The sequence below is a fragment of the Dyadobacter sp. HNCC25DJ185 genome (genome assembly GCF_056895195.1).
Genome location: NZ_JBXHAR010000004.1, coordinates 26,050 through 50,970, shown reverse-complemented (window position 1 = coordinate 50,970; position 24,921 = coordinate 26,050). Strand labels below are relative to the sequence as shown.

Below are 24,921 nucleotides of genomic sequence, written 5' to 3'. Positions count from 1 at the left end.
TGGCGGGAATGACATGCTATCCCAAGCGGTACCTGAATCTATTTCTGACGACTTAATCAAGGGCTTTTTCCCTGACGGGGGCCAAATGATTCAATTTTCGAAAAATTCAATCATCTCGACGAGTACCGCGGTTGCGCCCTGTACAAGAAAACCAAATACCTGCCCAGGTATCAAGATGGAGTTTTGAGATGAGAGAGCGATATTATTTATGCAGATTGCTAGGTTTGAATAAATTATATTAAACTAAAACTACGGAATGACCAGATTTATATTTTCACTACTGACCGTGCTGACATGCCTGGGAAGCACGGGATCCTGCCAGATTGCCGCAACTAAACAATCTCCGTTCAAGTATCAGAACCCGGTTTTTGAGCCTATACTGGCTGATCCGACTGTAATCAGGGCGAAGGATGGCTGGTTTTATGCTTACGGGACTATGGACAATTGGGGTGACGGCCAGGGGCCGCACCTGATACCTGTGGTCCGCTCATTGCATCTAGCACATTGGACTTTTGTGCAAGATGCATTTTTGCAAAAGCCGGCCTGGAAGGAAAAAGGCGGTATTTGGGCCCCTGATGTGGTGGAGGTGAACGGGAAGTACCATATGTATTATGCGTTCTCGACCTGGGGAGACCCGGATCCGGGGATAGGACTTGCGGTTTCTGATCAGCCAGCAGGGCCTTTCACGGATCTGGGAAAATTGTTCTTAAGCTCGGAAGCAAATGTTCCCAACTCTATTGATCCGTTTTATATGGATGTGAACGGGAAGAAGTACATTTTTTGGGGAAGTTTCAGCGATGCTGCCACACAGGGTACTTACGGTGTGGAATTGTCCTGGGATGGTCAATCAATACCCGACCTCTCAAAAAAGTTTAAGATTGCCGCAGGTGATTTTGAGGCGGTAATGATCCAGAAAAAGGGAGATTATTACTATTTTTTCGGCTCTAAAGAGAGTTGCTGTGAAGGGGCGAAGAGCAAATATCATATCAGGGTCGGGAGATCGAAGGAAATTTTCGGTCCGTTTCTGGACAAAGAAGGAAAGGATTTGAAGGAACGCGGAACGGGGACAATCCTGATCCATGGAAATGATAAGTATGCTGGGCCCGGACATAATGCGAGGATAATTACCGACGATTTTGGGGTTGACTGGCTCCTTTACCATGCAATCGACACAAGTAAGCCGTATGTCTCGACTGGTGCAAATCGGCGCGTTTTAATGCTGGACAGGATCACTTGGAATAACGGCTGGCCCGAAATTGAAAATAGTGAACCAAGCATAGAAAATATGTCTTCGCCGCTTTTTTTTAAATCGAAACAATAAATACTTAACTGAATGAAATTATTAAAATCGACGATTTGGGCAGCTGTTGTTTGTCTGTCCCTACAAAACTGCGCGAAAAAGACAGACGAAAAAAAGGGAGAAGCTGCCGCTCAGGAACAACCGGCCAGCCGTGAAATCTGGACAAAAGAGCAGGCCAAAGACTGGTATGCCAAGCAAGGATGGGTGGTAGGGGCCGACTTTTTGCCAAGCACCGCCATCAATCAGCTTGAAATGTTCCAGGAGGCTTCATTTGATACGGCCACCATTAACCGGGAGCTGGGCTGGGCAGAGAACATCGGCATGAACACGATGCGCGTTTACCTGCACGACTTGTTATTTCAGCAGGATTCGGCGGGTTTTGTGAAGCGTCTCGACACATTCCTTGGCATTGCGGAAAAACACAAGATCCGGCCGGTATTTGTGTTGTTTGACTCCTGCTGGGACCCGTTCCCTCAATTGGGTACGCAACGTGCGCCAAAACCTGGTGTCCATAATTCGGGCTGGGTACAAAGTCCCGGCCTGGAAGCTTTGAAAGACAGCACGCAATATCCCCGTTTGGAGAGATATGTAAAAGGTACCGTTGGCGCTTTTGCGAAAGATGAGCGCGTATTGGCATGGGACGTCTGGAATGAGCCGGACAATCCGAACACGAGCTCATACGGAAAAGTGGAACTGCCAAACAAAGTGGATTATGTGATTCCATTGCTGTCGAAGGCATTTGTATGGGCACGGTCGGCAGATCCTTCCCAACCACTTACCGCCGGCGTCTGGGCAGGGGACTGGACTTCACATGAAACCCTGAAACCGATTGAAAAGGTGATGATCGATCAGTCCGATATCATTACTTTTCATAACTACGAGGGTCCCGAAAGTTTCGAAAAGTGTATCAAACAATTGGAACAATACGGTCGCCCGTTGATTTGCACGGAATATATGTCGCGCGGGAATGGCAGCTTTTTCAAGGGGTCGTTACCCATTGCCAAGAAATATAACGTAGGGGCAATTAACTGGGGATTAGTCGACGGTAAATCACAAACGATTTATCCATGGGATAGCTGGAAGAAAACCTATACCAAAGAGCCGGAATTGTGGTTCCACGATATTTTCAGAAAGGATGGAACCCCTTATAAGAAAGAGGAGACGGATTTGATAAAAAGCCTGACGGCGTCGAAGTAAGGTTTCTAAGAAATCCCAAGACCCAAGCCCTGTTAGCGACGGACACTAACAGGGCTTTGGTGTTTAAAAAAAGAAGGATCGACATTTTCAAGTGTTTTAATTATCAAATCATTCTTAAACCCGCCTAGCGCTTCAATACTGGCAAATTTGTGGGGTATGGGTCTCTTCCACTTTGTTCGCCTTTTTTGTGCCTGGTTTCATCGACATGCATATTGGCGGTAATTGAATTTTCGGTTTTTCAGGCAAATCAAGGCGAAATCATCGGTAGTTAATATCCTGGCCTGTCTTAAGATCGGAAGAATCGAATCATTTTATCTGAATGCCGCTGCGTTTTTTATTAATCAGCCTGCTGTTTCCTGTCCTGGTTTTAGGGCAGAAAAAGCAATCCAAACCCCATGTAATATTCATTTACGCCGATGATGTCGGTTACGGGGACCTGAGTTCTTATGGGGCAACGAAGATTAAAACACCGCATATCGACCGCTTGGCAAAGGAAGGAATCCGTTTTACGAATGCACATGCTTCTTCGGCAACCTGCACGCCCTCCCGTTTCGCGCTGATTACCGGTAAGTATCCCTGGCGCCAGAAAGGAACAGGAGTCTTGCCGGGCGACGCTTCACTAATCATTCCAACCGACCATCTTACATTGCCTTCGGTTTTTCAGAGGGCAGGATACAAAACGGCGTCGGTCGGCAAGTGGCATTTGGGATTAGGAGAAACCAACAAACAGATTGATTGGAATCAATCGATCACAAAAGGGCCTAATGAAATTGGCTTCGATTACGCGTTTTTCTTTCCCGCCACCTCAGATCGGGTACCTACCGTATTTATAGAAAATCACGATGTGCAGGGTTTGGATAAAAGCGATCCGATTGAAGTAGACTATTCGAAAAAAATTGGCAGCGAACCAACAGGTGAGGAAAACCCCGACCTCTTGAAATTACGTGCGTCACCCAATCATGGACATCATAACACCATTGTAAACGGCATTGGACGCATAGGTTGGATGACTGGCGGCAAGCAGGCAAGGTGGACTGATGAGGAGATTGCGCATGTATTTCTGTCTAAGGCAGAACAATTCATGGAGGAAAATCGGAGCAACCCCTTTTTCTTGTATTTCTCGCTCAATGATATTCACGTTCCCAGGATGCCCAGTACGCAGTTTAAAGGGAAAAGCCAGATGGGGCTGCGTGGCGACGTGATCCTGCAGATGGATTGGACGGTGGGGGAGATATTGAAAAAACTGGACGATCTTAAAATTGCCGAAAATACGCTCGTAATTTTTTCAAGCGACAACGGCCCGGTGCTGGATGATGGTTACGAGGATCGGGCTGTGGAATTATCCAAAGGTCATAGTCCGGCCGGTGCGCTTCGGGGAGGTAAGTACAGTGCATTTGAAGGCGGTACCCGCGTGCCCTGGCTGGCACGATGGCCACGCGTTATCGCACCCGGAACAGCTTCGGATGCGCTGGTTTGCCAGATTGACCTGATTGCATCTTTTGCGAATTTTTTCCGGCAAAAATTAGAAAATGAGGACGCTGTGGACAGTTTCGATGTCATGGACGCCCTTTTAGGGAAATCGAAAACAGGCAGGCCTTTTTTGGTCAAGCAGGGCGGTGCACTGTCTATCACACAGGGGAACTGGAAGTACATTGAACCGCGGGAAGGCAAGGCCGTTCTCGAACTCACAAATACGGAGAGTGGTAACGATCCCAAACCGCAATTGTATGATTTGAGCAAAGATATCGGTGAAAAGAGCAACCTCGCTGAAAAGTATCCTGCCAAAGTGAAGGCGATGCGGGCCGAATTGGAAAGAATCAGAAGTGCGGGACGGAGCAGATAATTTGTAGCCAGGGATATTCGAATCAACAGCAATGCGGTTCGGGTCTACCGTGTGTCCCTGGCAAAAAATATTACTTACCGCTAAGTTACTATTACAAAGATCCTACGTCTAAGTGCATAAACTTCTTATGTTTATGCGGACATTTTACCCAATCAGTGTTTTTAAGGTAATCGCCCTTGGCTGGCTTTCATTTGTCCCGTTTGGGGGGGTGGCCCAGACGACTTATTTTCATCAAAATTTTGAGAAGACCACTTCTCTGGTGAATCCACAACCGGATACCAGCCAGTTCAGCCACATTATCCTCACAGCGCCCGCGCTTTCTTACTACAAATTCCACAAGGGTTATCTTGAACTCACTCGAACCCAGCAGGATTCGGCAACCGGCGGCATTATCAGGGTTTTGCGGGCAACGCCATTTTTGCCCAATCCGGAAACACTTTTGGTCAGGATTACCCTTAGCGCTGAATCCATTCAGTCCAACGCTGTAAATGCAGTCTATTTTTATGTAGGTGAAAATTTTGATCCGGTCAATAATTCATTTCCTGCGAATGGGTTGATGTTCGGACGTTTCATCATCAATTTTTCGGGTGGCGCGATGATCATTAAAGATCCTGAGACGCAAATGACCAGCAGCCCTATTGAGACGAAAAAAACGGTCACACTGACCTGGGCGCTTAACAATTCAGGGAAACCGTTCCAATACCGGCTTGCTGCCAATAGCGCTGAACAAACGGTATCGCCGGGAACTTATGATTTGTGGGTCGATGACCTGGTGCTGCATAAAAATACGCCAGGCTATCCCGGTAACTCCCCCTATTCGCCGACTAAGCTTTCGAATTTTGAAATAAGGTACAGAAATGGACTGGGTAAAATTAATATCCGCGATATCCTGATTTCGGATGGCGCTGAGAAAAAGCAGGTATCTGAAAGCGTTGTAATACCGAATCCGGTTTCAGGGAGATCATTTGTGATCGGATCGAAGAATGTAGATCAATCCACGCTGCAATTAATCCATGTAAATGGCGTACAAGTGGCTATCCGGCAGAAGAGCCTGAGTAAAGAAAAGGTTGAAATCACTCCCGAATCGTCCTTGGCAGCAGGTATATATATTCTTTACTTTTTTGATTATCAGGGTTTACGAAAATCTTGCCGGTTAGTGGTTGAGTAGCCGGCAAAAAATGTGCGTAGCATTGTCCGGTGCGCTTTTGCGATGTCCCGGATAGGAAGTCCGGCGTATACTCGGAACAGCTTTTCAGGGGAAGAACATACCTTATAATCTCATGCCGATAAATGATGAATCGACCTGGAAGATAACTAACCGGGGACAAATCAAGCTGATGTCGTTTGTATGTGGATAGCTATGGGAAATGCTGCACCCTTGGTCGCAAAAAGCGAGAGATTTGTGAGAAAAATAACTATTAACAGCATCACTGTACGCGTTCAGCTGGTTTTGGGCGAAATCCATCGAAAGCAGTAAAAGTCACTTTAACGTTTCGTTGACATTGATTAACAAGGCATTAACTACCTTCTCAAACAAAAACATCCAGTTTGCGTAAATTCCTAATATCAAAAAAACAAATGATGAAACACTTACATTTTTCCGCTCTATTCTTGATGATCATTTTTGGCACCGCCTGGAAGGAAAAAAGCGAACCTGAGGTATTGACAGATATAGTTACGCTTGAAACCAAAAGCATAGCTATCTCCCACGAGCTATTAAGTATGGCCGCCGACCGTGCCAACTTTTCTGGTGAATGGAAATTAAATGAGTCGAAAAGTAAACTGGATAGAAAATTTCCTATTTGTATATTCGGAGAAGGTGATCGCGCACTTTCTAAAACAATTAAGGTTGCTGAACATGGAGATTTTCTCACGGTAAACGTAGAAAGACCACTTCCTTACGGCAGGTTTGTTACAAGTCAAGAGACGGTGACCTTCGATGGGAAGGATTTAAAGCCAGTTTCTATCGACTGAATAGCATGCTTTACCGCACTATAATGATCAACGGCGCACCGTGATATCATATCTAGCAGGTAGGAGGCGTCTTTTTTGAGCTTTGATTGTTTAGTGGCTTAAAATTAAACTGCCAATATTCCATTTTAAATCCTTAGTACCCATGAATCGGAAAATTTTGATCGTCACAGGAGACGGTGGTGAAAGTTACGAGACTCTATACGCAGTCCACCGCTTTCAAGAGGAAGGTGACAACGCCGTGATTGCCGCTCCCAGCAAGCGTCGGTTAAACCTTGTAATGCATGACTTTGAATTGGGTTGGGATACATATGTGGAGAGGCCTGGCTATTGTCTGGCATCAGATCTGACGATTGAGGAGGTGATAGTGGCCGACTATGATGCCATCTTATTGCTTGGCGGTCGCGCCCCCGAGTATTTGCGCAATCATGCCACGCTGTTGGATATAGTTCGGGAGTTTGATAGGCAGGGAAAATGGGTTTTTGCCATCTGCCACGGCATTCAAATACTGGTTACGGCTGGATTAGCCAAAAACCGAAATTTAACTGCTTATGAACATGTGCGTACAGAAATTGAGATGGGTGGTGGTGTGTACTCTACCCAACAGGCGGTACGCGACGGAAATGTGATTACCGGACAGACCTGGCAATCACACCCCGAGTTCTATCGAGAAGTATTTGCCTGTTTCAAATAGAAAGGGAGAATGGAGTCTTTGTTTTAAGCACCAAAGAAGTTATCTAACACCAAGGGCTCTATCGTTCCAAAAAGATTAATGGCGACCAAAAGAAGACTAAGCAATCGCAGGATTGGAGCGTTTTGTGAGAATGACGTCATTCAATAAAACAATCTCTATAGGATTCGTGTCATACAATGAACTAATTGATGTTGAATTCCAACCGTAACCCTGGGCATACTTTACCGAGGGAAGGTTGGCTCAGTTTTGGCAAGACACGTAGTGTCAGATCCTCAGAAATATCAAATCGTTTTAAGTGACAGGCCACGTTAGCTTCAATAATGCTAAGGGCGTAGATTAATCCGGTGGCAAAGAGCGTAATGTTACGGGACCTACGCCAGTAGTTCTTTTGCTTCTCAATCTGATCCCTTGTAGCAGAGTCTGAGAGGCTATTTGTGTTCAGTAAGTTTCTGATTTTCACCGACACTCTGCTGTCCGCGGAAATTCCCGGAGCCAACTGCCCTGTATTCAAATCGTAAAATGACTTATACGCCCGAAGAAAGTCGTGATATTTTAGCGAATTTAAATGGTATGCGAAAATGCTGCCTCCAAGGGATAAATAGACAATCGGCAGTTTCCAGAAATCATGATTATAGAGCTGCCCAGCCCCAGGAATGATAGCCAGCCTTGTGGCCGCTATGGGATTTGGATAAAACTTCCCTTTGTGGATAGTCATGCTGCTAGTGTCCTTCAAAATGACAGTCATATCCGTATTGCCTCTCGACGTGTGCGAAGCTAACGCCACTGACGCCAAGTACAAGCTGATCATTTTTATAATGCTCTCAAGCTTTACCATTAGGTTAATCAAATTTGATAGTGGCAAGCAAGCAAACACAGGTCATTTAAACTATTTAAAAAATGTTAAATAGCCTGCCACTATATGGACAGCCTATAGATACATCAACCTGTCTCGGAGTAAGCCATCCAATTCAAAAAATCAAATAATCCTTCTGTCGATACTTAAAAGTCAATTAATCGTCTTAAAAAACGTCCATACTGACTAAAAGTGTAAATTGAAATATTAACAGTATTCGAACAGGTCTCGCTGCCTTTCCAAGTTGGCAACAGTAGGAGGGGCGACTTAAATTCAATTATATATCATGCGCACATAGCTTATGGAGCAGTTTAAGAAGCAGGAATTGCAAAAAGACTGGTGGCGCTTCATGTTCATGGGAAGCATGCTGTTTTCGATGTTCCAGACGCTTTTTGAGAGAAGTGTCGATGTTGACAGGCTTCCATTCAAGTATTACTTAATGGCAGGCGTGGCAGCTTTTGGGGTGGAAGTCTTTCTCTATTTTTCAATTCGGAATTGGCCTGGGCGGTGGAAGACAGCAATGGCTTGCCTGTTTGCCCTTATTTGGTTAGCAATTTGCTTCACGTACAAAAGGTAGTAGTTCAGGCTGATTTCAACGATGGTTGTATTACAAAATGAATTACGATAAGAATGACGCCTGCTCAGACATTTCCGGATTATCGAATTTATCTCAAAACCAGGGTGGCTGTTGCACAACTCAATCCGCTTTATTTCCGCTATGCTTTTGCATGCCGGAAACCCACGACGTTTGGCTAGAAGTGAAATGGATGTTTCGTTACATCATTCTAAGCAATTCTAAAGTCGTTCGAAAACTATTAATTTACCCGACTGTTATAGAATCCGAGTTGTGCAACAGCCACCAGGGTTTTCTGAGATTGACCGAATTGTTTGGATAGCCTGTCACAAATGCCCGGAGTTGTGCAATTTGCCGAAACGGGCTTCTTAGATTGCCGCCAATAGCGTTCTCAACAAGATGGACCGATCGACGCTGCCTAGCGTCAGAAAGTCCTATGATCTGTAGTACATATATGATAACACCCCGATTCCCTCCTAGCGTTTTAAGGAGTTGTCTGTCAAGGCAGGGTTTCAGTTACATGAAAGCGGAGTACTATTAGCGGCTTATTGTCAATCTTTGCGCAGTAGGGTGCAGCCAGGGTGTTCACATAATCATTTTGATTGCCATCAATGTAGACTATTCTAATCCGGTCACTGATTCCTTCACTATATGTACTGACACTGGGCAACAACCCCTGAATTTGATGAGGGAATCGCCAGTAATTCTAGAAGCGGACACTTCTCGGGAAATTTGTCCAAAATCGAACAATAAAGAACCGCCAAAAGGGGAGAAATGCTTGTCAGGTTATTTTGCCAGCCATGGCATTATAATTTTACAGAACCAGTATACGTAAACGATCGACCGTCATGATACGAATCTATATCAAAATTGCTTTTCGTAATTTACTTAGAAATAGTCAGTTCACGGTTCTTAACTTGATCGGACTCTCAACTGGTTTACTCTGCACATTATTAATTTTATTATGGGTGAATGACGAATTGAGTATCGATAAGTTTCATACCCAGGACTCTCAATTGTACCGGGTACTTGCTAATCTTAAGCTGGAAAATGAGGTTCTCACAATCGAACAAACGCCTTATCCATTGGCTGAGGCTTTGATAGAACAAATGCCCGAAGTAGACCAGGCCGTAACGGTGAATTACTTTATGGATTGGTTTGCTGGACCAGGAGTCGTATCAGTTGGCCAAAACAGCGTAAAATCACAAGGCATCTTTGCAAGTAAAGACTATTTCAATGTGTTCTCTTACAAATTAATTGAGGGAAAGAAGGAGGAAGTACTGGCCAACAAAAATGGGGTGGTTATTTCGGAGAAATTAGCCAAAAAGTTGTTCAAGACTACAAAGAATCTCATTGGTAAGTCGTTGTCGTGGAACCACGTAATGAAATTCAAAGTCCCGCTCGTTATTTCTGGCATTTATGAAAATCCCCCCCTCAATGCGTCCGACCAATTTGACCTTGTTTTCAATTTTGATTTACTGCTGGAAGGTGACTCATCGGCAAAGGAATGGAACGGCAGTTATGCCAATACGTGTCTAGTACTCAAAAAAGGAACCGACGTTAGCCTATTCAACAAGAAACTAGCCAATTACTTAAAATCAAAAGATCCCAAATCAATTCAGACCCTGTTTGTAGAACCGTTTTCGAACAAGTATCTTTACGGCACTTTTAAAAACGGTGTGCAATCGGGCGGCAGAATCGAGTATGTGCGCTTGTTTTCGTTTATCGCCTCCTTAATCCTGATCATTGCCTGCATTAATTTTATTAACTTGACGACCGCTCAGGCAGCTCAAAAAACAAAAGAAATTGGTGTCAAAAAAGCCTTAGGAGCTAGTCAAAAATCGTTAGTTATTCAATTTCTTGGCGAATCATTGTTAATGACGATGCTGTCGACTGGCATCGCCCTGGGGTTGCTTTCTCTTCTTTTGCCATTATTTAATCAACTAGCCGCTAAACAAATTAGTATTCATGTCAATTTCAATTTTATTTTGGGGCTATGCATCGTTGTTTTTACCACTACTTTTTTAGCGGGTGTCTACCCAGCATTTTATCTTTCCCGCTTCAAGCCGGTTGCAGTTTTGAAGGGAAGGAGCTCAGCTATGTTTGGAAACTTGTTTGTCCGTAAGGGGTTGGTAGTCGTCCAGTTCAGCTTTTCGGTCATTTTTATCATCGGTTTTTTTGTTATTCACCAACAAATTGAATATACACAAATCAAACAGTTAGGGTTTAATCGAAACAATGTTATTACCTTCACCCGGGAGGGAAACTTTGGTCAAAATTCTGAGGCTTTTCTTACTGAGTTAAAAAAGATCAATGGTATTGCACAAGTCGCTACAATGCCAGCAAGTATTCTGGAGGGCGCAGATCGTCAATCTGGTTTTTCGTGGCGAGGACAACCATTGGATGAGCAATATGTTTTCAAGTCACCCCGAATTAGCTATGAGGTAATTGAAACCTTAGGAATGACAATGGTTGAGGGGCGGTCATTTTCAAAGAAATTTAATGATGATGGCTCAAAAATAATTTTGAATGAGTCGGCCGTAAAAAAAATGAACCTAAAAAACCCTGTTGGGTTGAGCATTAAAACCGGAGATGGTTTCAGTCAGGTTATTGGAGTAGTCAGTGATTTTCAGTACGGATCGATGCATCAAGCTATTGAACCGCTCATTTTTCGCTTCAGAGGACCGGAAACAGGTTCACACGTTTTACTGAAAATAAGGGCTAGTATGGAAAAATCCGTCATTAGTCAGGTGAATGATCTATACGGAAAATTTCATCCGAGATACCCTTTCGAATATTCTTTTTTAGATGCCGATTACCAAAAGCTTTATGCTACTGAGCAACAGACAGGCATTTTAGTCAGTTTTTTTGCCGCTTTGGCAGTTTTAATTTCCTGCTTAGGTGTTTTCGGACTAGCAGCATATACGGCTCAAAAACGGCAAAAGGAAATTGGAGTTCGCAAGGTATTGGGAGCGTCGGTAGCAAGTATAACAACGCTGTTGGCCACCGACTTCCTCAAGCTGGTATTAATTGCAATTTTACTATCCTCGCCAATTGCATGGTACCTGATGCAGCAGTGGCTACAAAATTTTGCCACCAAAATTGACATACAATGGTGGATATTTGCAGCGGCAGGTATGTTGTTGATAGGCATTGCCATGTTGACCGTTAGTTTTCAGAGTATTAAGGTAGCATTGTTGAACCCAGTTACTTCCCTAAGAAGCGAATAACGTAGCGTAAAAAAGAGCTTCCAACTGCTGCAAAGGAATGTTTCGTTAGAGAATCCACAGACAGGTGGTATTTTATCTTAAATAACGTCCGAAAATTGCGGCGGATCTGAAAAGGGCAGGCCAGTGGGTTACAGTCTCACGTTCGAGTGTTTTGTGAGAATGTCAACATACTTCTTCTGAAGCACAATGTCATTAACCTCTTTAATTCGTCAATCGCTCGTTGTTGCCTTATGGCTTTTTGAAGCACAAATTGATTGCTCTTTTCTAATTGAATACTATAGAGGTCAACTCCAATATTTTTTCCAGCAGGGTCGCACTCAACTTGACCAGATCGTCCCCCATCATTGGTCACCTGCTACGATGAGGATACCTGGCATACGCCCATGTTGGCCAATATAAGCAGCCACGGCAGAGTATATCCCGAGGTAAGACCTTGTCGCTCCACTTACTGACCTTGTTGATGCGTAGCTGATACCTAGCTTTGACTACTTCCCCTGGTTCACCCACGGTTAGAAACTGGTCTGTCATTCGCTGGCTGGGGCTGATGGCTGCTCACCGGATATTCGGAATCTAAAATCATGTAAAAAGAAATCCCAATTTATAATTTGGAACATCTATCCCACGGAGAAATGTCAATTTCATCCCATAAAATTAAAATGGAATAAGATGAAAAAACAATTTGTAATCAGCCTTTGCCTGTTTCTGGCGATGTGGCAAAGTTTCGCGCAGCAGCCAAACAAAGCAGAAAAATTAAAAGAAATTATTCAGTCGGTAAATCTCCCGGGTATCCAACTGCTCTATAGTAAAGATGGCCATATGGAATCTTATAACCTGGGGGTCATCTCTGCCAAGTCGATTGTTCCCGTCACCAATGAAAGTATATTCGAGGCCGCCTCGCTCAGCAAAGCAGTATTTGCTTATTCGGTGCTCCGCTTAGCTGACCGGGGCCTGATCTCGCTTGACACCCCATTGCTCCAATATATGGGCGGCAGCTATGATCAATTTTACCCGGGAAATCCGGCTTATAATAAAATCACTGCCCGGATGGTACTTTGCCACAAAACCGGATTCAGGAACTGGCGTGATGCCGATAAGATCCGGCTCTTATTCCCACCGGATAGCTGTTTTAATTATTCCGGGGAAGCCTATATGTTTCTTTCGGCTGTCGTAGAGAAAATCACACACAAAGACTTGGAACAATTAGGCAAAGACGAGGTCTTTGAGCCGCTAGGAATGAAAAACAGCAGTTTCCGATGGGACACAAAATTTGCTAAGGCTTCTACGTTTGGCAGTGACAGTAATGCCATAAAGAGCCATAGTGCCCTCTATGCGGCCTCAAGCTTAATAACCAATGCGGGGGATTATAACATTTTCCTTGATGCTGTAGAGTCAGGAAAAGGGCTTAAACCGGAAACGCACCGTCTCATGCTGTCGCAGCAATCGGCAGGCAACTGGTTTAATCACCCGGCTATCGAAGCAACGAAACACATCGGCTGGGGACTTGGGGTGGGAATTCAAACCAATGAAAAAGGGACGGCTATTTGGCAATGGGGCGATAACGGGGATTTTAGAAGTTTTTATATCGATTTCCCGGCAAGCCATGAGCGGCTGCTCTATTTTACAAGTAATTTCAGGGGACATTACATCACGCAAGATGTCGTCGATCTTTTCTTAGGTAAGCAAACGACCTGGTGCATTCCATGGGTTAGGAACGGATATTCTGATTGGGATGGCTACGCCATAGGCTACGCCGATCCTTACGCTGTGAACCATTTCAGGGCACAACTGATCAAACAGGGCTTTGCGCATGCAGGCAATATCTGGAAAAAAGAAAAGCAGCAAAACCCCGGTTTTACGATCCCGGAAGGAGATATGCGGGCCTTCGCGCACATCTTAGCCGAAAGCGGTCAGAAAAATAATGCATTGGAAATTCTTAAACTAAATGCCGCTATATACACTAAAAATTCTAATGCACTGGCAGGTTTGGCAAAAGGATTCCGTGACATTAAAAATATCAAACTGGCGAAAAGTTGTGCCAGGCAAAGCCTAATGTTAGACCCGGGAAACAAACAGGCCCAAACGTTGGTAATAGAACTGGATAAAGAATAAAACCTTCAATACAACATTTCAAAACCGAACGCCAAGGTCTTCGGTTTTGTTAAAATGCAGCGCTTTATATCTTACGAAAGCCTTTTATTTTCGGTAAGTTAGCCCTTTGGTATAATGATTGAACGACTTAGCTCACCTGAATTCATTGACATACCCTATTAACATTTACAACCTGGCTTTCATTGCCCTGGGCGTTACCGGGATCAATTTCGCTTTTTTGTTATGGTTTACCAAACGAATCAACCGCCCGGCGAACAGGCTGCTTGCCCTTGCATTGGCCGTTATGGTTGCCTGGATGGTCCATGTTTTAAATGATAATGTCTGGCTACCGCTGCAATTTTCATTAGCGCTTGGCCCATTGCTCTATCTTTATGTACGAAAACTAACGCGGCCGGAATATAAATTCCGTTGGAATGATTTGCTGCACCTCATCCCATTATTGGCCGAACAAGCTTTCACGGGAAAAATATTATTGCCAATTTTTACTTTTATTTCGGTCCTTACCTACCTCTACCTGTCTCACCGGCTGATCGAGCGTTTTTACCGGCGGCTAAAATTCAACGGTAGCGACCGGTACCGGAATGAATTTCGATGGTTACATCGCTTACTGGTCGTTTTCGGATTGTTATGGTGGTTATGGATACCCTATGCGAGCGTTGATTATTTCGTTTATGAAGGAAAGTTAGCTATACAGGCCTGCTATCCTTTATATGTTCTGTTAGCAGCCCAATTAATTCGGATCGGCGTGGTGGCTTATTTAAGGCCGGAAGTCAGCGCATACACAACACCGCCCGCTCCCTCTTTAAAGCCACCGCCTGCGAAACTCGGGGAAAAGGGCGCTTGGCTGAAAAAAGTTGTCAAAGAAAACCGCTATTACGAAGACCCCGAATTGAGTCTGAGTTTATTGGCTGAAAAGCTTGATTTAAGTCCTCATGAATTATCCCGCATAGTTAATACCATACTTAAAAAAAGCTTCAACGATTTCATTAATGAATATCGCGTTGCGGACGTGGTTCAGAAAATGCAGGACCCGGCTTATGACCGGATAACGCTGCTGGGCATGGCCTACGATTCCGGATTTAACTCCAGGACTACTTTTCACCGCATCTTCAAAAAAGTGACCGGTAAAAGCCCCGCAGAATATAAAACTGACTATAAAAAAGGAACCTCAGCATATAACCCGGAACGTTATCCCCGATTTGCAGGTATAAATTTAAGTCCAAAAACTACTTCCGGGTGGTCAGACGAAAAGTCAAGCTACAATTTAATGTTTAAAAATTATCTTAAAATCGCCTGGCGCAATATCAGAAGAAACAAAGTATATAGTACACTCAATATCAGTGGTCTTGCAGCAGGGATAGCCGTAGCGTTACTGATTAGTTTATGGGCCCGGCACGAATATTCTTATGACCGTTTTCTTCCAAAATACACACAGCTATACCAGATTAAACTAAACTTTGACCAAAATGGAAATATTCAAACGCAGAGTGGTGGCTGCCTGCCAATTGCCGCCGCACTGCGCCGTAATTTTCCCGAAGTAAAATACGTAGCTGAAACAGGCTGGACATCCAGACACAGTCTGGTGACAGGCGATAAGAAGCTATACAAGCAAGGTATGATTGTAGGAAATGACTTTTTAAAGATGTTTCAGTTTCATTTGCTATCAGGCAATTCCGCTACTGTGCTGAATGAACCGTTTTCCATCGTTCTTACCCAATCCGCCGCCAATGCTCTGTTTGGAAACGATGATCCTATTGGTAAAGTAGTGCGAATCGATAACGCGCACAATGTCAAAGTGACCGGTTTGATAGAAAATACGCCGGATAATTCCACCATGCAGTTCAGCTACCTGCTACCGTTTAGTTACTGGGAGCAAACAGAACCCTGGGTAAAACCCGCAAGGGCTGACTGGACACATTATCCCTTTGATCAATACGTTGAATTGCAGCCGGGGGTAACTGAGGAACAATTTGCACCAAAGATCAAAAACCTATTGCAGGGACATGATCCCATCCATAAAGTCGAAATCATTTTGCAACCGGTAAGAAACTGGCACCTCTATTCTGAATTCAAAAACGGACAGGCATCCGGTGGCTTTATTGTGTATGTGCGTATGTTCTGCGTTATCGGCGCGCTGGTCCTGCTGATCGCCTGCATTAATTTTGTTAACTTGTTTACAGCGCGTTCGGAGAAAAAGGCAAGAGAAGTGGGTGTGAGGAAGGTGACCGGTTCGAACCGGGCCAGCCTGATTTTCCAGTTTCTCACCGAATCTGTCATGATTATTTTTGTAGCTGCTCTTTTTGCTATTGTCATCGTTCAGATATCGTTGCCCGCATTTAATTCACTAACTGGCAATATGCTGAAGATACCTTACGATGCTCCTCTTTTCTGGATATCAATTCTGATGTTTATTTTATTTACCGGTGTGGGGGCGGGAAGCAGGCCGGCTTTTTACCTTTCTTCTTTTAACCCGGTAAAAGTACTACGGGGCACACACCAGGTTAGTAAAGCGGCGACATTGTTTCGTAAGATCCTGGTTATAACTCAATTTGCCTGTTCCATCGCTTTAATTATTGGTACGATCATCATTTATCAGCAGATCAGCTATGCTAAAAACAGACCGTCCGGCTATAATGCCGACCGCCTGGTCATGACAACGATGACCTCCGATCTTAGCCGCAATTATAACGCACTTAAAAATGACTTATTAGAAACTGGATTTGTAGTGAATGTTACAAAGTCATCCGGCCCTGTTACTGATTTTCTTGCCGGTTGCAACCTGTTAAATTGGCCGGGTAAAAACGCTGGAGAAACCAACGCGATGTGCTTTGATGCAGTTTCAGAAGACTACTTCAAGACTGCAGGTATGACAATAAAAGAAGGGCGGGACTTTGCGGGAACATCGAACGATACCCTCCACGTGGTTCTCAATGAAGCAGCCGTCGGACAATTGCGGCTGCAAGCGCCCGTTGGCCAAATGCTGACCACTGAATTATCCAAAGAACCTGTGCAGATTATCGGCGTGGTTAAGAACGCGGTCATTGGCTCACCATTTGCGGCGCTGCAACCTGCGCTGTTTGTTTATAAGCCGGATCGGGCCAATACAGTGATCTACCGCCTTAAGCCTGATGTGAATGTGCAGGATGTGATAAGGAATCTCGCACCCATCTTTAAAAAATATAATCCCGCGTATCCTTATGATTATTGGTTCGCCGATGCAGCTTATGACAATAAATTCAAACAGGCGCAACTGGTCGGTAAGCTGGGCGCTGTTTTCGCGGGCTTAGCAATCCTGATCTCCTGCCTCGGCTTGCTTGGCCTGGCGGCATATATGGCGGAACAACGTATCAAGGAAATCGGTGTCCGTAAGATTTTAGGAGCCTCAGTCAGCAGCATCTGGTTACTATTGTCCAAAGACTTTATGTTACTGGTGTTAATCGGTTATTCCATAGCTGCGCCGCTGGCGCTTTATTTTATGACAGGCTGGCTGGAGCAATATGATTACCGTATCACCATTGGTTCGTCTGCATTTATCTTATCGGCATTAATGGCCATTGTCATCACGTTAATTACCATTAGTTTCCAAGCAGTCAAAGCAGCTTTAGTAAACCCAGTAAACAGTTTAAAGAGCGATTGACAGAAAGCCGTCAGAACGAACTTACTATTGGACGCGGTTCACCTTTGCCCTCAAAAACGCGATCTGTACTCATCCTGATTTAGGGTAGCTAAAATGCCAGTCGGCTCGTTGGCTTATCAATATTATCTCTTAAAACCTCCAAAATCTGATTCATTGCCATTGCCGACATAGCCAGGAGATACGCGGTATCACCAATGGAGTGTTTTGTGAGAATAGTTTTAAGCAACTAATAGTCGGCTCAGTTGTAAGCCTATTACCAAACCTTATTTTTTAAATGAAAATAACCATGGGAGCAAATCCGGCTCAGCAAATACATTCTCTGTAATATTATGTTTTAAGCCCGGGTATTCCGTGTATTTCGCATTTTTTGCACCGCTCTGCCGTAACGCTTTGATCAGGCTTCTATCGGGCCATGGGTTGATGATGTCATCCATCTCACCGTGAAAAATCCACACCGGCACATGGACTGCTTTTTTGGGATATAGCTCGACGTTACCCTGCCCGCATATCGGGAAGGCAGCGGCAAAATAGTCTGGGAAATGGATGATCAAATCGTAAGTACCAAAGGCGCCAAGCGAAGTGCCGCCCAGATAAATTCTTTTTCTGTCTGCGATTTGATGTTCAGCCAAACTGTCCATTAAAAGTTTGACCATCCGTTCTGGTGCTGAAAGTGCCAGGGTATTCATCTTATGGTTAAATGCTGCTGTAGTATCGTAGGGCGGCCCAGGAGGGATGTTAAACCACATACTGTCCGCAGGACATTGCGGGAAAACTACCAGAGCAGGGAATTTTTTCCGGACCGAATCATTTAAAAACAAACTACCGCCATCGATGAATTGACCTTCATTATCATTTCCTCTTCCGCCCGCACCGTGCAGAAAAACTATCAAAGGGTATGACTTCCCGCGGTCATAACTTTCAGGATATAATATTCTGTAACGCAACGTGTCCTTACCTTGGATAAAAAGCGCTTTTTTAAAGGCACTGAAATTCTGCGCATGTGAGAAATGAATACAAATCAACAGCGTAATGAGCGATACAAAATTTTTCATTTGAAAATATTTAGAAATACGTTTTTAAAGGTGATGAATGCGCCTGACAAGACACAGTTAACGTTTTCCTCAAAGCTAGGGACTCCCAAGATTTTTCAAAATAAGATTGACGACTGCCTTGCTACGGCATATGAGTGGCACATAATGATTGACCAAACCAATCATTGTCGGAAAAGTAAGGTAGCTCAACATGAGCCCAAATTAAGCTAATTAGAAGCCAAGGCATTCGGGATGTCTTGGGTCTCAGAAAACGTCTTTTTGGTTAGGTGTGGGCTAACGACCAACGAATAAATCAAACCTCGGAAAAGCAATCTCAAATTGTCGTCTTACAAATCAATGTATCATTGTCTCAGAGATATTCTGAGTTGATGAGACGTATACAACGGATACGACCTTGAAGGCAAGCAGGAACAAAATGAAATGGTCGTACATAAAAGTAGAGGGGAAGGCCAGCCACAAAAAACCATCGTCTTTAAAAAACCATAACAGATCAAAACATTCTCCTGGAAATTTCCTAACTTTCGAATTAAATAGCCGGTCTTATGTCCGGCTATTTGCATAATATTGCAATAATTCCTGAAACCCGTTAAAATCAAATGAATACCCTTTCAGCACCTCGTTCGGATGCTTCTCACCTTTTCAGTGCTCCCGTCATTGTTGCAGCCCTCGGTTACTTTGTAGACATCTACGACTTATTGCTTTTCGGGATAGTCCGTTTGCCGAGCCTTGCTTCGCTGGGATTATCGGAAGCGGAAATCTCGCTCACGGGCGCAAGTATCCTGAACTGGCAGATGACCGGCCTGCTTCTGGGCGGGATTCTTTGGGGAATTCTGGGCGACAAAAAGGGCAGGTTGTCTGTTTTATTTGGCTCGATCATCACGTATTCGCTGGCCAATATAGCCTGTGGCTTTGTCCAGGATGTGGCTGTTTACAAGATACTCCGGTTTGTAGCGGGTGTGGGTCTTGCCGGCGAGCTGGGAGCGGGAATCACGCTGGTTTCCGAGATACTTCCGAAACACCTTCGGGCGATCGGCACTTCGCTGGTAGCGGGCATTGGGCTACTCGGTGCCGTTGTGGCGTATTTTACAGTTGAGTTCTTCGATTGGCGGTATGCCTACTTTATTGGTGGCGGATTGGGTATCTCGCTTCTATTGCTCAGGATAGGTGTTTTTGAATCAGGTATTTTTAAAGATGTAAAGAATCAAAAGCATATCGAAAAGGGTAATTTCTTCTCGCTGTTCAATAACAGGGAACGCTTTTTAAGATATATCAAATGCATCGGTATCGGACTTCCTACCTGGTTTGTGATCGGGATCCTGGCTACCTTCAGCAATGAGTTCGGAAAAGCATTGGGTGTGGAGGAGCCGATCAAGCCTGGGCTGTCGATCATGTGGTGTTATGTAGGGTTATCCATGGGGGACCTGGCCAGCGGGTTCATCAGCCACTGGCTCAAATCCAGGAAAAAGGCGGTGTTCTATTTAATGTTATACACGCTTGTGGGGACAGGCGTTTATCTTTTGGCCGGCATTAAATCGGCTTCAACGCTTTACACAGTCGCTGGTTTTCTCGGTTTTGGTATTGGGTATTGGGCCATGTTCGTTACAATTGGGGCAGAGCAATTTGGGACCAATCTGCGCGCTACAGCTGCTACCACCATACCGAATATGGTGCGGGGAACGGTGGTGTTGATGACAACATTATTTGCTAATTTTAAAATGTCATTTTCAGTTATCCAGTCCGGTGCGATGGTAGGCCTGATTTGCTTCGCAATAGGTCTTTTCTGCATTTTAACAGTTCCCGAGACACACGGCCGGGACCTCGATTTTCTTGAGGAATAACACGAATCAGAAGATATTTTACTTACATCAAACAGATACAAATGGAGAGACGCGTAGCGCTTAAAAACATGGCTTTGGCCATGGGCGCAATGGCAAGTTTGCCGTCGTGGGCATCAGGTTGGAGCAAAGGATCCATTTCAGAAGGAAGACTTCTTGACGCAGACCAACCCAAAACTTTGGCGGCGATGGTGGAAACCATTATTCCTAAAACGGACACACCAGGTGCTGGTGAATTGGGTGTGGGGAATTTTGTTCAGAAGATGGTGAAGGACTGTTACGATACCAAGGCCCAGTCAGGGCTTTCCGGCGGGATCGCCAATCTGGAAACTCAGAGTAACCAGCAGTTTGGAAAATCATTTGCGGATGCGGGTAAGGATCAGAGAATGCAGCTTTTGCAGGCACTGGAAAAGAGCGCCGATGCAGGAGATAAGGCCTTCTTTGGTATGGTGAAAAACCTGACGATTCAAGGTTACATGTCGTCCGAATATGTGATGACCAATATTACCCACTACGAAATGGTCCCTGCCCGTTACCACGGTTGTGTACCTGTTAAAAAAGGATAAGGAGTAATGAGAGGGGACGTTCTCCCCGAGGAAACTATGGCGAACTTTAACATCGACAGTAAAAAAGCCCGCACTTATGATGCCATCGTGATTGGCTCGGGAATAAGCGGCGGCTGGTCGGCCAAAGAACTGACTGAAAAAGGGCTTAAAACGCTTGTACTGGAGCGCGGACGGGATGTACAGCACATCAAAGATTACCCGACCACCAATATGATGCCCTGGGAATTTGAACACCGTGAGCGGTTACCCAAGGAAATCACCGACGCGAATCCCATTGCGAGCAGGTGTTATAACTTCAAGGAATCGTCGGCACATTTTTTTGTGAAAGATAATGAGCATCCCTATGTTCAGGAAAAGGACAGGCCATTTGACTGGCTGCGCGGGTATCAGGTAGGTGGAAAATCGTTGCTTTGGGCCCGGCAAACCCAGCGTTGGAGCAAGTACGATTTCGAAGGGCCCGCCCGTGACAAGTTTGCGGTGGAATGGCCGATTGGCTACGACGACATAGCGCCCTGGTATAGCCACGTTGAGAAATTTGCCGGAATAACCGGGAACAAAGATGGACTCGACGCCCTTCCAGACGGTGAATTTCTGACCCCGCACGAATTAAACTGTGTTGAAAAATACTTCAAAGAGCAGGTAGCAAAGCAATACAAAGACCGTTACATCATCATTGGGCGTGCAGCGCATATCACTGATCCCCAGCAGGTACACCTGGATCAGGGGCGTGCCAAATGCCAGAACAGGACGATGTGCGAGCGGGGATGTCCGTTTGGGGGCTATTTTAGCAGCAATGCTTCGACCATTCCCTGGGCAATGAAAACGGGTAATCTGACGCTCCGTCCCCATTCGGTGGTACATTCGATTATTTACGACGAGAAAAAGCAGAAGGCAAGCGGGGTGCGGGTTATCGACGCCAATACCAAGGAAATGATGGAGTTTTATGCAAACATCATTTTCTTGAATGCGGCTGCTCTCAACTCCAATCTGGTATTGCTGAATTCTACGTCAGGTCGCTTTCCAAACGGATTGGGTAACGATAGCGGGTTGCTGGGAAAATATGTTGCCTTTCATAATTACCGGGCAAGTATCTCTGGCGAATACGAAGGTTTTCTTGACTCTACAACCGACGGTCGGCGCCCGAACAGCGGATATATTCCAAGATTCCGTAACGTCTATAAACAGGAAACTGACTTTTTAAGAGGGTATGCAGCCGGTTTTGGCGCAAATCGAATCACCTATTCTGACCATAATGGCCTGGGCGAGTCGCTCAAATCCAGTTTACTTGAGACCAAATACGGCAACTGGAGCGTAGGTTCGCACATGATGGGCGAGACCATTCCGAAGGAAAGCAACTACGTAGCTTTGGATAAGGACCAAAAAGACGCCTGGGGGATTCCGCTGCTCAAAATATCTGTGGCCTATGACGACAATGACGAGAAAATGATCAAGGATTACATAGCGCAGGTGAGTGAAATGTTTACCAATGCAGGTTTCAAAAATGTGAAAGCCAATGATGGACATCGTAACCCCGGTAACGATATCCACGAAATGGGCGGCGTGCGCATGGGAAAAGATCCTAAAACGTCGCTGCTAAACCAGTGGAACCAGTTGCATTCCTGCAAAAATGTATTTGTAACCGACGGAGCTTGCATGACGTCAACCTCAACCCAAAATCCTTCCCTTACTTACATGGCTTTATCGGCCAGGGCCGCAGATTATGCGGTGAAACAGATGAAAGCGAAGAATTTGTAGGAACGGTTTTTAACTAAATAAGGGGGGCTGCCGACATTTGTCGGCAGCCCTTTTTTTGGAATCTTATAGTTGCTCATGGCAACGCCATCTTAACTAATGATCGATCATACATGAAACGCGCTATCCCAATTTTGCCGCTACGCGCTGAGTGACTTCTTTTAATACCGCTTGTCAGGCCAGATTTCGTTGCCATTAATATGACGCAGTGTTCCCTTGTGATAAGCAATAGTCAAAGCAGTTATCATTTCATGAAAATGGAAGCTACATCCCGAGGGCTGGGAAAAGGGCTCAATTCGTTTGCTTCAATCATGTCAACCATGCGATTTACAGTTTGTGATGAATAACAAGCCAGTTCAGTTTGTAATAGTTGGAAATGGCCGAGAAATAATGAGACAAATACAGACGTGGTGACATGATCTCTCTTTTTTCTGGGCGAAGTGGCTTGTCTATCGGCGGTGTTGAATGATCCTGTGGTATATCATTAAAAAAAGGTTTATTTTTTTTAAAACAAGACTAAGGGATTTCAAATGCAAAAAAGTCTTTTAATTATTACATTAAACAAAGACTCAATGCACGATCCGTTACTAAATCAGGAATCAAAGCGCCCTAACCCTTTTGTGTCGCCCGCGCACGAGGGGAAAGCTGCTTACAGTGAAATTGATTCTGCTTCCTTCTTAAAAATAACCTTCGAGCAAAGCCCTTCCAAAGGACTTGAATTGCTTTTCAGGCGCTTTTATAACCCACTTTGCAGCCACGCTGTAAGATTTGTCTATTCCAAGCAAATCGCCGAAGATCTCGTAAGCGAGGTATTTTTCCAGTTCTATCGCACCAAAGCCTACGAAAACATTACGTCGTCCTATACCAGCTACCTTTTCCGGTCGGTCAGAAACGAGTGTTATACTTATATGCGCAGAGAGTTCGGCAAAACCGATACCCTCGAAATGACTGAGGAAAATTCATTCTCCACCTATCACCAGCAGCCTGACGCCGAGATCCACTATAATCATCTTTTTCTCAAGGTCAACGAGGTGATTGCGCGGCTTCCCATGCAATGCCAGAAGGTGTTTCTGCTCAGCAGATTTGAAAATAAAAAATACCATGAAATCGCGGAGGAGCTGCATATCTCCCCCAAAACAGTTGAAGTGCATATATCCAAGGCACTGAAACACTTAAGGTCCGCGCTGCATGGCGAATGGATGATCTCTCTGGGGTTTACTATCCTGAGCATCATCTGAAAGTGACAAATACTCCAACTAAAGACCTGTGATACCGATTTGAAGAAGCAATGAAAACAATTATATCAAAATACACGCTGTTCGAGTATCTGTCGGGCCGGGCTACTCCGCTGGAAAGACAACTGATCGAGGATTGGATTGCAAAAAAAGAAAACGAGGAGACCTTTCATCATTGGCTGATGGAATTCGAGACCAAAAGCCCGCAATATGTTCCTGATCAGGATGCTGCGATGGCGAACCTGCTTCGCCGCTTGGATTCCGATATACTGCCTTTGGAAGATCTTCAAAAGGTGAATTTCGAGCAGGAACGCCATTCTCTGTTTTCCAGCTACCGCAATTGGTTTTGGCTGGCGGCGTCTGTTATTCTGCTCATTGGTGCAGGATGGTGGTTCAGGGAGCCACTGCGGTACAAATCTTATCAAACGGCGTACGGGCAAACCACCGACGTATACCTGGAAGACGGCAGTAAAGTAACGCTGAATTCAAATTCGAAGTTGAAAATTCCAAGGTTCGGCTTCGAAGAGGAGGTACGGCAGGTGTTTCTGGAAGGGGAAGCAGAGTTCTCGGTAAGCCACACGATAGACCATAAACGTTTTGTGGTGAAGACGTCGGATAAGTTTCAGGTGGAGGTTTTGGGGACTACGTTTTCGGTATTTGCAAGACCAAGGGGTACAAAGGTAACCCTCACCAGCGGCAGTGTGCGCATTGACTACTCTCAGAACAACCAGCTCAAAAATGTTACCATGGTACCCGGTGATCTCGCCATCCTGGATCCGCAGGGTGAAGTTCAGCTGGAAAGGAAACAGGACATCAAAACCTTTTCTCCTTGGAAGGAACAACGCTATGTATTCAACGCCACGTCTGTGGGCGAAATCATATCGATGATTGAAGAGAATTTCGGACAGAGAGTGAGCCTTTCCGACTCAAATATTGCCCACAGAACCATTACGGGAAACTTCAAGACGAAGAACGCCGAGGAACTTTTGCGTACGATTTCAGAAGTGCTTGATATGAAAATTGAGCACAATGGAAGCACTATCTTTTTAACGAATAACTGACTATTTCTAACT

17 protein-coding genes are annotated in these 24,921 nt (G+C 44.8%); 15 read left to right on the top strand and 2 right to left on the bottom strand.

All coding sequences use genetic code 11. The features are described 5' to 3' along the window. Nucleotides 1-256 precede the first annotated feature (256 nt). The 6 genes from AC1XUF_RS12105 (at nucleotide 257) to AC1XUF_RS12080 (ending at nucleotide 7,005) form a co-directional block, all read left to right on the top strand. On the top strand, nucleotides 257-1,321 hold the full coding sequence (locus AC1XUF_RS12105) for a family 43 glycosylhydrolase (RefSeq protein WP_483342061.1): 1,065 nt from the start codon (nucleotides 257-259) through the stop codon (nucleotides 1,319-1,321). A 12-nt stretch (nucleotides 1,322-1,333) separates the two neighbouring features. Further along, complete coding sequence (locus AC1XUF_RS12100) at nucleotides 1,334-2,497, top strand: cellulase family glycosylhydrolase (protein ID WP_483342060.1); 1,164 nt, start codon at nucleotides 1,334-1,336, stop codon at nucleotides 2,495-2,497. A 319-nt stretch (nucleotides 2,498-2,816) separates the two neighbouring features. Beyond that, on the top strand, nucleotides 2,817-4,340 hold the full coding sequence (locus tag AC1XUF_RS12095; RefSeq protein ID WP_483342059.1) for a sulfatase family protein: 1,524 nt from the start codon (nucleotides 2,817-2,819) through the stop codon (nucleotides 4,338-4,340). Between the two features lie 133 nt (nucleotides 4,341-4,473). Beyond that, nucleotides 4,474-5,508, top strand: a complete 1,035-nt coding sequence (locus tag AC1XUF_RS12090; RefSeq protein ID WP_483342058.1) for a T9SS type A sorting domain-containing protein — start codon at nucleotides 4,474-4,476, stop codon at nucleotides 5,506-5,508. 410 nt (nucleotides 5,509-5,918) lie between these two features. After that, nucleotides 5,919-6,314, top strand: a complete 396-nt coding sequence (locus AC1XUF_RS12085; protein ID WP_483342057.1) for a hypothetical protein — start codon at nucleotides 5,919-5,921, stop codon at nucleotides 6,312-6,314. Between the two features lie 142 nt (nucleotides 6,315-6,456). Beyond that, a complete protein-coding gene (locus AC1XUF_RS12080) occupies nucleotides 6,457-7,005 on the top strand; it encodes a DJ-1/PfpI family protein (protein ID WP_483342056.1) in 549 nt (182 codons plus the stop codon). A 181-nt stretch (nucleotides 7,006-7,186) separates the two neighbouring features. Here the strand turns inward: AC1XUF_RS12080 and AC1XUF_RS12075 are convergent, their stop codons facing one another. Continuing rightward, nucleotides 7,187-7,813 (bottom strand): DUF5683 domain-containing protein, encoded by a 627-nt coding sequence (locus AC1XUF_RS12075; protein WP_483342055.1) that lies wholly within the window; start codon nucleotides 7,811-7,813, stop codon nucleotides 7,187-7,189. Nucleotides 7,814-8,159: 346 nt separating this feature from the next. On the opposite strand from AC1XUF_RS12075, the gene AC1XUF_RS12070 reads away from it, so the two are divergent. From AC1XUF_RS12070 to AC1XUF_RS12055, 4 genes are all read left to right on the top strand, one after another. Then, a complete protein-coding gene (locus tag AC1XUF_RS12070; protein ID WP_483342054.1) occupies nucleotides 8,160-8,435 on the top strand; it encodes a hypothetical protein in 276 nt (91 codons plus the stop codon). 845 nt (nucleotides 8,436-9,280) lie between these two features. After that, nucleotides 9,281-11,662, top strand: coding sequence for an ABC transporter permease (locus AC1XUF_RS12065; protein WP_483342053.1), 2,382 nt, complete (start codon nucleotides 9,281-9,283; stop codon nucleotides 11,660-11,662). Nucleotides 11,663-12,328: 666 nt separating this feature from the next. Further along, complete coding sequence (locus tag AC1XUF_RS12060; protein WP_483342052.1) at nucleotides 12,329-13,771, top strand: serine hydrolase domain-containing protein; 1,443 nt, start codon at nucleotides 12,329-12,331, stop codon at nucleotides 13,769-13,771. 118 nt (nucleotides 13,772-13,889) lie between these two features. Continuing rightward, complete coding sequence (locus AC1XUF_RS12055; protein WP_483342051.1) at nucleotides 13,890-17,408, top strand: ABC transporter permease; 3,519 nt, start codon at nucleotides 13,890-13,892, stop codon at nucleotides 17,406-17,408. 263 nt (nucleotides 17,409-17,671) lie between these two features. On the opposite strand, the gene AC1XUF_RS12050 is transcribed toward AC1XUF_RS12055, so the two are convergent. Next, nucleotides 17,672-18,460, bottom strand: coding sequence for a carboxylesterase family protein (locus AC1XUF_RS12050; protein WP_483342050.1), 789 nt, complete (start codon nucleotides 18,458-18,460; stop codon nucleotides 17,672-17,674). Nucleotides 18,461-19,056: 596 nt separating this feature from the next. On the opposite strand from AC1XUF_RS12050, the gene AC1XUF_RS12045 reads away from it, so the two are divergent. The 5 genes from AC1XUF_RS12045 (at nucleotide 19,057) to AC1XUF_RS12025 (ending at nucleotide 24,909) form a co-directional block, all read left to right on the top strand. Beyond that, on the top strand, nucleotides 19,057-20,298 hold the full coding sequence (locus AC1XUF_RS12045) for an MFS transporter (RefSeq protein WP_483342049.1): 1,242 nt from the start codon (nucleotides 19,057-19,059) through the stop codon (nucleotides 20,296-20,298). Nucleotides 20,299-20,339: 41 nt separating this feature from the next. After that, nucleotides 20,340-20,861, top strand: coding sequence for a gluconate 2-dehydrogenase subunit 3 family protein (locus AC1XUF_RS12040; RefSeq protein WP_483342048.1), 522 nt, complete (start codon nucleotides 20,340-20,342; stop codon nucleotides 20,859-20,861). Between the two features lie 36 nt (nucleotides 20,862-20,897). After that, the gene (locus AC1XUF_RS12035; protein WP_483342607.1) at nucleotides 20,898-22,616 is read left to right on the top strand and encodes a GMC oxidoreductase; all 1,719 of its coding nucleotides are present in this window, start codon (nucleotides 20,898-20,900) and stop codon (nucleotides 22,614-22,616) included. Nucleotides 22,617-23,185: 569 nt separating this feature from the next. Further along, nucleotides 23,186-23,851, top strand: a complete 666-nt coding sequence (locus tag AC1XUF_RS12030) for an RNA polymerase sigma-70 factor (RefSeq protein WP_483342047.1) — start codon at nucleotides 23,186-23,188, stop codon at nucleotides 23,849-23,851. 50 nt (nucleotides 23,852-23,901) lie between these two features. Next, entirely contained in the window at nucleotides 23,902-24,909 is a 1,008-nt protein-coding gene (locus AC1XUF_RS12025; RefSeq protein ID WP_483342046.1) for a FecR family protein, read from the top strand. Nucleotides 24,910-24,921: the final 12 nt, after the last annotated feature.